Annotated in this window: 8 protein-coding genes and 1 rRNA gene; 6 read left to right on the top strand and 3 right to left on the bottom strand. The window is 67.2% G+C overall.

Annotated elements, in window-relative coordinates:
* Positions 1–92: ribosomal RNA gene (locus ACFPMG_RS34035) — 16S ribosomal RNA — on the bottom strand; the annotation flags it as partial.
* Positions 93–867: 775 nt separating this feature from the next.
* On the opposite strand from ACFPMG_RS34035, the gene ACFPMG_RS34030 reads away from it, so the two are divergent.
* From ACFPMG_RS34030 to ACFPMG_RS34005, 6 genes are all read left to right on the top strand, one after another.
* The gene (locus ACFPMG_RS34030) at positions 868–4,851 is read left to right on the top strand and encodes a Pls/PosA family non-ribosomal peptide synthetase (protein ID WP_377000445.1); all 3,984 of its coding nucleotides are present in this window, start codon (positions 868–870) and stop codon (positions 4,849–4,851) included.
* Positions 4,852–5,089: 238 nt separating this feature from the next.
* The gene (locus ACFPMG_RS34025; RefSeq protein WP_377000443.1) at positions 5,090–6,724 is read left to right on the top strand and encodes a fumarate hydratase; all 1,635 of its coding nucleotides are present in this window, start codon (positions 5,090–5,092) and stop codon (positions 6,722–6,724) included.
* A gap of 79 nt (positions 6,725–6,803) precedes the next feature.
* On the top strand, positions 6,804–7,151 hold the full coding sequence (locus ACFPMG_RS34020; RefSeq protein WP_377000442.1) for a hypothetical protein: 348 nt from the start codon (positions 6,804–6,806) through the stop codon (positions 7,149–7,151).
* A 59-nt stretch (positions 7,152–7,210) separates the two neighbouring features.
* Positions 7,211–7,465, top strand: coding sequence for a type II toxin-antitoxin system CcdA family antitoxin (locus ACFPMG_RS34015; protein WP_377000440.1), 255 nt, complete (start codon positions 7,211–7,213; stop codon positions 7,463–7,465).
* On the top strand, positions 7,465–7,782 hold the full coding sequence (locus ACFPMG_RS34010; RefSeq protein ID WP_377000438.1) for a CcdB family protein: 318 nt from the start codon (positions 7,465–7,467) through the stop codon (positions 7,780–7,782). The genes ACFPMG_RS34015 and ACFPMG_RS34010 overlap by 1 nt, the downstream gene beginning before the upstream one ends.
* A 7-nt stretch (positions 7,783–7,789) precedes the next feature.
* Positions 7,790–8,479 carry an RluA family pseudouridine synthase gene (locus ACFPMG_RS34005; protein ID WP_377000437.1) on the top strand — a complete coding sequence of 230 codons (690 nt, stop codon included), beginning with the start codon at positions 7,790–7,792 and terminating at the stop codon, positions 8,477–8,479.
* 19 nt (positions 8,480–8,498) lie between these two features.
* Here the strand turns inward: ACFPMG_RS34005 and ACFPMG_RS34000 are convergent, their stop codons facing one another.
* Together ACFPMG_RS34000 and ACFPMG_RS33995 are read right to left on the bottom strand one after the other, a co-directional pair.
* Positions 8,499–8,939 (bottom strand): DUF4383 domain-containing protein, encoded by a 441-nt coding sequence (locus ACFPMG_RS34000; RefSeq protein WP_377000434.1) that lies wholly within the window; start codon positions 8,937–8,939, stop codon positions 8,499–8,501.
* A 98-nt stretch (positions 8,940–9,037) separates the two neighbouring features.
* Positions 9,038–9,325, bottom strand: coding sequence for a 4Fe-4S dicluster domain-containing protein (locus tag ACFPMG_RS33995; protein WP_377000428.1), 288 nt, complete (start codon positions 9,323–9,325; stop codon positions 9,038–9,040).
* Positions 9,326–9,379: the final 54 nt, after the last annotated feature.

The following is a 9,379-nucleotide window of genomic DNA, read 5'->3' as shown; positions in this document are numbered from 1 at the left end:
GTGCGCCACTAGGGCCGAAGCCCTCGTTCGACTTGCATGTGTTAGGCATGCCGCCAGCGTTCGTTCTGAGCCAGGATCAAACTCTCAGGTTCAAGCTGGACACCGGTCCGAAGACCGCGCCCACTTGACAGGGCCGCTCAAACGACCTCACCCAAGCTTTCGAAACTGTTCGTCTCTTACTGCTTGACCGAGATGCTCAAGCGACCCGCGATGCCAGCCCCATCTGGGAACCGGTCCGCGACCAACGGTCAAAACCGCCGCCTGCGCATCCCTTCTCACAACACGGTATCAACGATTTCCAAGATCCCGCGGCCCTCAGGTGAACCGCAACACCCCGCGCCCAACCCCTTCAAGGGGTGAGCCACCAGGGCCAGAATGTCTCTGTGTTCCCGACCCGCCGGCGCCTCGTTGGCGGCCACCGCGTCGGGAGGCGCTTTATATGCGGGGTGCCCCGGGAGTGGCAAGCACTTTTTTCGTCCCACGGCGATTTTTCCTCAGCCCACTCCAGACGCACATGACACCCTTTTCATTGGTCGTTCCATGTTGAGGCCCGCATAGTCGGGCGAACAGCTGAAGAGACCTCCAGCTTGGACGCGGCAGTAATCAATGCTTCGTTAACCAAAATCCGGTAAGGTTGCACAACGGCACAAAGTAGCCGCCAGCCGACCGCCGGGACCAGCAACATGGGTCCGACCGCCGCGATTGCGCTGAACCATTTTATAAAGGCTGACAAGCGTGACATTGCTTCGCACGCCGACCTTGGTCGAAGCCCCAGGCGCCGGCCATCGTTCGTCCGAATCTTCGAACGATGCCTTCTCCTCCCCCCTTCCCTCTCTTCCAGTTTCGGGCGTGCTGCGAGGCAGCGCGATGCCGGAACTGTTTCGGGACGAACTGCTGTCCGACATCCTCGCGGACACCGCGCGGGCCATGCCGGAGCGCACCGCCATCCTGTTCGATGGGCGCCGCGTCAGCTATGGGGAGTTGGAGGCCCGGGCGAACGGCGTCGCCAACGCGCTGCGCGCCCGCGGCTACGGGCCGGGCAGCTTCGTCGGCCTGTGGATGACGCGGTCGCTCGACCTGCATGTCGCGCTGCTCGGCATTCTGAAGGCCGGCGCCGCCTATCTCCCGTTCGACGCCGACGCGCCGGCCGAACGCGTCGCGGTCAGTCTGGCGGACTGTTCGGCGCCGGCCATCCTGGTTGACGCCGTGACCGCGTCCAAGGCAACTGGGCTCGCGGTGCCCGCGTTGACGCTGGAGGAATTGGCCTCGAACGACGAGCGCGCGCCCGACCTGCGCGCGGACGGCGTCACCCGCGATCATCCGGCCTATGCAATCTACACCTCGGGCTCGACCGGCAAGCCCAAGGGCATCGTCATCAGCCACGCCAACATCTGCCATTATCTGCGCGCCGCCAACAGCATCTATGGGATCACCCGCGACGACGTCGCCTTCCAGGGCGCCTCGGTGGCCTTCGACCTGTCGCTGGAAGAGATCTTCGTTCCCTATATGGTCGGCGCGACCCTCTGGGTGGCGAGCCGGCAGGTGCTGGACGAGGCCGACCGGCTGGCCGATGTCCTGAACGACGCCGGCATCACGGTGCTGGACACCGTACCGACCCTGCTCGCCATGCTGCCCAAGGACGTGCCGAGCCTGCGCGTCGTCATCCTGGGCGGCGAGGCCTGCCCGCCCGCGGTGGCCGCGCGCTGGTGCCGTCCGGGACGGACGATCTTCAACAGCTATGGCCCGACCGAGGCGACCGTCGTCGCCACCGTGGCCGAGGTGCGCCCGGACGAGCCGGTCACCATCGGCCGGCCGATCCCGAACTACAGCTGCTATGTGGTGGACGAGGCGATGGCGCTGGTCGCCCCCGGCACCCAGGGCGAACTGCTGATCGGCGGGCCGGGCGTGGCTCAGGGCTATCTGGGGCGCCCGGACCTGACCGCCGAGAAGTTCATCCGCAACAGCTTCGCCATCCACGGCAACGACCCGGTTCTCTACCGCTCCGGCGACGCGGTGAGCGTCGACCCGAACGGCAACCTGCTGTTCCACGGCCGCATCGACGATCAGGTGAAGATCCGCGGCTTCCGGCTGGAGTTGGGCGAGATCGAGGCCAAGCTGACCGGCATGGCCGGCGTGAACCAGGCCACCGTCGTGCTGCGCAACGACAACGGGTTGGACCGGCTGGTCGCCTTCCTGGTGCCGCAGGCCGGCGCCGCACTCGACAAGGCGGCGCTGCGCGACGGCTTGCGCGCCCAGTTGCCGGGCTACATGGTGCCGTCGCATTTCGAGGTGACGGACCGCCTGCCCCGCCTGACGTCCGGCAAGGCCGACCGCAAGGCGCTGCAGGCCGCCCCGCTGACCGACGACACCGGCCCCGGCGAGCAGGACGAGCCGCAGACCCCGACGGAGGCCGCCCTGCTGGAGGCCGCCAAGCGCGTCTTCCCCGGTCAGGCGGTGCCGCTGGAGGCCGACTTCTTCATGGATCTGGGCGGACATTCGCTGCTCGCCGCGCGGTTCGTGTCGGCGGTGCGGGAGACCCGGCATCTTGACGGGCTGACCCTGCAGGACGTCTACGGTGCCCGCAGCCTGCGCGCCATGGCCGAACGGCTGGACGCCCGCGCGCCGCGCGGCGGCAACAGCGGCGGGACGGAGCGCAAGGACCGCTCCTTCACGTCGCCTCCCCTGCTCCGCCGCTTCCTCTGCGGTGCTGCACAGGCGGCGGCCCTGCCCTTCATCCTGGCGCTGATGACGGCGCAGTGGCTCGGCGTCTTCGTCAGCTACATGCTGCTGTCCGGCGAGGACGCCAGTTTCCTCCAGGAAATCGTCACGCTGCTCGGCGTCTACATGGTCATCAACGCCGCCACGGTGGTGATCGCCGTCGCGGCCAAATGGCTGATCATCGGGCGCACAAAGCCTGGACGCTACCCGCTGTGGGGCGCCTATTATTACCGTTGGTGGCTGGCGCAGCGCTTCATCAGCCTCGTCCATCTGAAATGGTTCCAGGGCTCGCCGGTCATGCGGGTCCTCCTGCGCGTGCTCGGCGCCAAGGTGGGCGACGAGGCGCTGATCGGCGAGTTCGAGTCCGGGGCCATCGACCTCGTGACCATCGGCGCCGGCGCCTCGATCGGCGGCAAGGTGAAGCTGGCGAACGCCGAGGTGATCGGCAACGAGCTGGTCATCGGCGCGGTGGACATCGGCGCCGACGCCTATATCGGCACCTCCTGCGTCATCGGCATGGACGCGGTGGTCGGTCACGGCACGGAGCTGGCCGACCTGACCGCCCTGCCCGCCGGCGCCCTCACCGGCGCCTATGAGCGCTGGGACGGCTCCCCGGCCCGCCGCGTCGGCAGCGTCGACCGGACGGAACTGCCCGCCCCGGCGACCGCCGGACGGCTGCGCCGCGGTTTGAACGCCGCCTTCTACACGGCGATGCTGCTGGCCCTGCCGCCGATCTCGTTGATGCCGATCTTCCCGGCCTTCTATCTGTTCGACAATCTGGATGGGGTGCTGGGGTCGGTCTTCGGAGTCAGCTACCTCTATTACCTGCCGCTGATCGCCTGGCCGACCGCCATGGCGCTGGTCGCGGTGACGGTCTGCATGATCGCCGCCGTGCGCTGGATCGTCCTGCCGCGCGTCGAGGCCGGCACCTATTCGGTGCACAGCGGCTTCTACCTGCGCAAATGGATGGTGGCGCTGTCCACGGAGGTGATGCTGGACACGCTCAGCTCGCTCTACGCCACGGTCTACATGCGGGCGTGGTACCGGCTGATGGGCGCCAAGATCGGCAAGGACGCGGAGATCTCCACCAACCTCGCCGGGCGCTACGACCTCGTCGAGATCGGCGAGAAGTGCTTCATCGCCGACGAGGTGGTGCTGGGCGACGAGGACATCCGCCGCGGCTGGATGTTCCTGAAGCCGGTGAAGACCGAGGCGCGCGTGTTCGTCGGCAACGACGCGGTGGTGCCGGCGGGGGCCAGCATCCCCACCGGCTCGCTGATCGGCATCAAGTCGAAGCCGCCCGCCAACGAGGCGATGTCCGCCGGGGAGACGTGGTTCGGCAGCCCGCCGATCAAGCTGCCGGTGCGCCAGCGCTTCGACGGGGTCGGGGCCAACTGGACCTACGAGCCGTCCAAGGCCCGCCGCCTCGGCCGCGCGGTGTTCGAAGCCTTCAGCCTGTCGATGCCGACGATGCTGTTCATCACCTTCGGCACTCTGGCGGTGGAGCTGTTCGCCCCGGCCATCCTGGAGCAGCGCTACGGCGCTTTCCTGGCGCAGTTCCTGGCGGTCAGCGTCGCCATTCCGGTGGCGATGGTGGCGGTGGTCATCCTGGTGAAGTGGCTGCTGATGGGCCGCTACACGCCGACCGTGAAGCCGATGTGGTCCTGGTGGGCCATGAAGACCGAAGCGGTGGCGGTGCTCTATTGGGGCCTCGCCGGCAAGGTGCTGCTGGACCATCTGCGCGGCACGCCGATGCTGCCCTGGGTGCTGCGCCTGTTCGGCACCCGGTTCGGCAAGGGCGTCTTCATGGACACCACCGACATCACCGAGTTCGATTGCGTCTCGGTGGGTGACCACAGCGCGGTGAACGCCCTGTCGGCCCTGCAGACCCACCTCTACGAGGACCGCGTGATGAAGGTCGGCTGCGTGAAGGTCGGCCGCGGCGTCACCATCGGCGCCGGCTCCACCGTGCTCTACGACACCAGCGTCGGCGATTACGCCCATCTCGGCCCGCTGACCCTGGTCATGAAGGGCGAGGAGATCCCGGCGCACACGGAATGGGCCGGCGCCCCGGCGGAGCCGGTGGTCGAAGGACATGCGGAGTTGAACGAACAGTTCAAGAGCGCTGCGTAAGGTCTTGTCCGTGTTGGTGTGTTGCGGCCCGGCTTCCAGCGCTTCGGCGGTGGGTCCGGGCCGCATCGTTTCCGGGCCGAGGTCAGACCCTTTCCTTAACGCCGCAGGGCGTTCCGTTCCCGTTGTGCGCCGGGCGCAGGGGTGTATAACGGTGCGCGAGCGTGGCCCTGGCCCTTTTGCGCGCTCCAACGCGCCGCATCGGGGCCTGTGACCCAAAAACAGGAAGGAAGCCCCCCGAATGCCCGATGACATCAGCCCCGCCCGCGGCGCCGCGACGCTGTTTCCGCTGGCCAAGGACGACACGACCTACCGCAAGCTGACCTCGGATCACGTCTCGGTCGTCGAGTTCGACGGCGAGCAAATCCTGAAGGTGGAACCGGAGGCCCTGCGCCTGCTGGCCGAAGAGGCCTTCAAGGACATCAACCATCTGCTGCGTCCTGGCCATCTCGGCCAGATCCGCGCGATCCTCGACGATCCGGAAGCCTCGCCGAACGACAAGTTCGTGGCGCTGGACCTTCTGAAGAACGCCAACATCGCCGCCGCCGGCACGTTGCCAATGTGCCAGGACACCGGCACCGCCATCATCATGGGCAAGAAGGGCCGCCGCGTCTTCACCAAGGGCGGCGACGAAACCGCCCTGTCGGAAGGCGCCCGCGACGCCTACCTGAAGCGCAACCTGCGCTACAGCCAGCTCGCCCCGATCTCCATGTACGAGGAGAAGAACACCCGCAACAACCTGCCGGGCCAGGTCGAGATCTACGCGGAGGGCGAGGACGCCTACAAGTTCCTGTTCATGGCCAAGGGCGGCGGGTCGGCCAACAAGACCTTCCTGCATCAGGCCACCCCGTCGGTGCTGGCGCCGGACCGGCTGCTGAAGTTCCTCGAGGACAAGATTCGCTATCTCGGCACCTCGGCCTGCCCGCCCTACCACCTCGCCATCGTCATCGGCGGCCTGTCGGCGGAGCAGAATCTGAAGACGGTGAAGCTGGCCTCGGCCCGCTACCTCGACAACCTGCCGACCGAGGGCGGTGAGGACGCGCACGCCTTCCGCGACCTCGCCATGGAAGCGGAGGTGCACAAGCTGACCCAGACCATGGGCATCGGCGCGCAATTCGGTGGCAAGTATTTCTGCCACGACGTCCGCGTCATCCGACTGCCGCGCCACGGCGCCTCCATGCCGATCGGCGTCGGCGTGTCCTGCTCGGCCGACCGTCAGGCGGTGGGCAAGATCACCAAGGACGGCATCTTCCTGGAGCAGCTGGAGACCGATCCGGCCAAGTACCTGCCGGAGATCACCGACGGCGATCTGGCCGGCGAGGTCGTCAAGATCGACCTCAACCAGCCGATGAGCGAAATCCTCGCCACGCTGACGCAGCATCCGATCCGCACCCGCCTCTCGCTGAGCGGTCCGCTGATCGTCGCCCGTGACCTCGCCCATTCCAAGCTGCGCGCGCGGCTGGACGCCGGCGAGCCGCTGCCGGACTATTTCAAGAACCACCCCATCTACTACGCCGGCCCGGCCAAGACCCCGGAAGGCTACGCCTCGGGCTCCTTCGGTCCGACGACCGCCGGGCGCATGGACAGCTTCGTCGAGCAGTTCCAGGCGGCGGGCGGCTCGATGGTCATGCTGGCCAAGGGCAACCGCAGCCCCGAGGTGACCGCGGCCTGCAAGACCCACGGCGGCTTCTATCTGGGCTCCATCGGCGGCGCCGCGGCCCGTCTCGCCCAGGACTGCATCAAGAAGGTGGAGTGCATCGAGTATCCGGAACTCGGCATGGAAGCCATCTGGCGCATCGAGGTCGAGGACTTCCCGGCCTTCATCATCGTCGATGACAAGGGCAACGACTTCTTCAAGGAATTGAAGCTGGCCTGACGCCCGTGCCTTTTCCCTCCCCTGCGATAGCGGGGGAGGGTCAGGGTGGGGGCAAGTGTCTGCCATTCAAGGACCTGCCATGCCCGATGACCTGACCGCCAAGATCGCCGATGCCCAGCGCCGCGCCCTGTTCGCCGCGGAGGTGATCGTCAACCGCCGCCTGCACGATTTCTCGATGCGCCATCAGACGCACTACGCCAACGACGTGGCGGAGGAGCGCAAGGCCATCGAGAAGGAAATCCGCGCGATCCGCCGCCGTCTCCCGGCCGCTCCACCGGTGACCGACGCGCTGGTGGCCGAGGTCGCGGGCGATGCCCACGCCCCGGAAACGGTCCGGGCGGTGCTGCTGGCCCTGGCCGCCATTCGGCCGGACGTGCTGGCGGCCGTGACCTTCCCGGTCGAGGACGAGGACGAAGAGGCGGAGTGAGCGTCCTTGCCGCGCCTCCAAGCATGCGCATATCATGCGCATGAACGATGGAGTGGCTGATGACCTTCGTCTACGACGCCCAGGCCCCGAAGCGTCCGGTGAATCTGTCCTTGAACGAGGATGTGGTCCGCCGTGCGCGCGAGTTCACAGGCAATCTGTCGGAACAGGTGGAAAAGCTTCTGGTGGAGTACATCGCCCTGGAACAGCGCCAGCGTGACGAGCGGGAGCGCCGCCTCGACGACGCCATCCTGGCATGGAACGACTTCGATGCACGGCACGGCTCCTTCGCCGATCAGTACATCGACGAACTCTGATGGCTCAATTCGACGTCCACCGGACCAAGGGACCGAACCGGGTGGTGACGCCTTACGTCGTCACGGTCCAATCACGCCGTTTCGATCGTTTCGGCCGACGCGTGGTCATCCCGTTGGTGGACACCACCGCAAACCCACCCATCGAACCGACCTTGAATCCGTCCTTTGCCATCGAAGACCGGACCGTCGTCCTGCATCCCTTGAACACCGTGTCGGTGCCGTTGGACAGCCTCGGCCCATTCGTTTGTTCGCTCGAATCCCATGGCGACCGCATCATCGCCGCCATCGATCTTCTCATTTCGCGCGCCTGGGGCTGAACCCACCATGACACCCGAACAAATCCAGGCCCGCGTTCTGTACCGCGACGGGCTGATGCTCATCATCGACAAGCCCGCCGGCCTGCCCGTCCACGCCGGACCGGGTGGCGGCCCGAATCTGGAGCGCCATTTCGATGCCCTGCGCTTCGGCTTTCCGAAGCCGCCGGGGCTCGCCCACCGGCTGGACCGCGACACCTCCGGCTGCCTGATCCTGGGGCGGCACCCGAAGGCCCTGCGCAAGCTCGGCAAGCTGTTTCAGGACGGCAAGGTCGACAAGACCTACTGGGCGGTCGTCGCCGGCACCCCGCCGGAGGAGCAGGGGCGCATCGAGCTGCCTTTGAAGAAGGTCACCAACAAGACCGGCGGCTGGCGGATCGTCGTCGCTGACGACGGGCAGAGCGCCGTCACCGACTACCGCATCCTGGGCCGCGGCGACGGCATGACGTGGCTGGAGCTGAAGCCGCACACCGGACGCACGCACCAGATCCGCGTGCACTGCGCCACGGCGCTGGGCTGCCCTCTGCTGGGCGATCCGCAGTATGGCGGGCCGGAGGGGCATCCGCTGCACCTGCAGTCGCGGGCCATTTCGCTGCCCCTCTACCCCTCCCGCGAGGCGGTCGGCGCGGTGGCGCCGGTTCCGCCCCACATGCGTGCGGCGCTTACCGCCTGCGGCTTTCAAGGCGACGACCCGGCCTGACAGCCGGGCCGCCGGGCCGTTACGCCCGCCACTCGGCGCGCTTCTCCGTGCCGGCCTCCGTCTCATGCACCATGAAGCCGACATAGCCGGCCACGATGGCGAGGACGGCGTGCAGCCAGATGTCGTTGCCGTGCAGCGGCACCAGCCCGAACAGCGTGTTCAGACCCGGGATGAATCCGAGGACGGTCAGCACGGCGTAGGCCACGGCGACGCTGCGCAAATAGCTGCGCGAGGCCAGACGGCTGGAGAAGTAGGCGAAGAAGCCCCACAGGCCGAACAGGAGATGCACGATGTTGTGCAGCAGATTCACCGGGAACAGCCCGAGCAGATAGCCGTGAAAGGATTCGACGGCGAGGGTCATGCCTTCCGGGGGCGGGGATAGGAAGGTTGGAACGAAGCCCAATATGCCGATCGCCGTAAAGGCCGCGGCGTAGACCAGCGTTACGTTGCGCCACCACATGTGTGTCTCCGTTGGCAGACAGGGGATGAAACCGCCTTACCAACAGAGGGTTTAGAAGCAGCGTTCCCAGATTCGGCCCGCACCCTCGGCCAACAGATTCAGGTGGCCACCGCCTCCATGGTCACGGCCTTGACCGGGCACACGGCCGCGCAGTCGCCGCAACCGGTGCACCCCCCCTCTTCGATGATCGGCAGCCAGCGGCCGCGCCCCAACGGACGGAAGCGGATCGCGCCCTGGTCGCAATGGTCGCCGCACATCCGGCAGTCGGTCCCGGTGTAGGACAGGCACGCCGCGCCGATGCGCGCCTCCATGGCCTGGGGCGCCTCGAACGGAACGGGCTCGGACCGGAGACGCCCCCGGAACAGATCCGCGCGACTGATCGCCATGATGGCCGCCCCCCTTCCCAATCCGCTGTGCTGAGTTTGCTGCATTCGCGAATG

The organism is Azospirillum himalayense (assembly GCF_042657465.1).
In the GTDB taxonomy this organism is placed as follows: Bacteria; Pseudomonadota; Alphaproteobacteria; order Azospirillales; family Azospirillaceae; genus Azospirillum; species Azospirillum himalayense.
The sequence above is the reverse complement of the archived record's forward strand: the minus strand, read 5'-3'. Positions and strand labels throughout refer to the sequence as shown.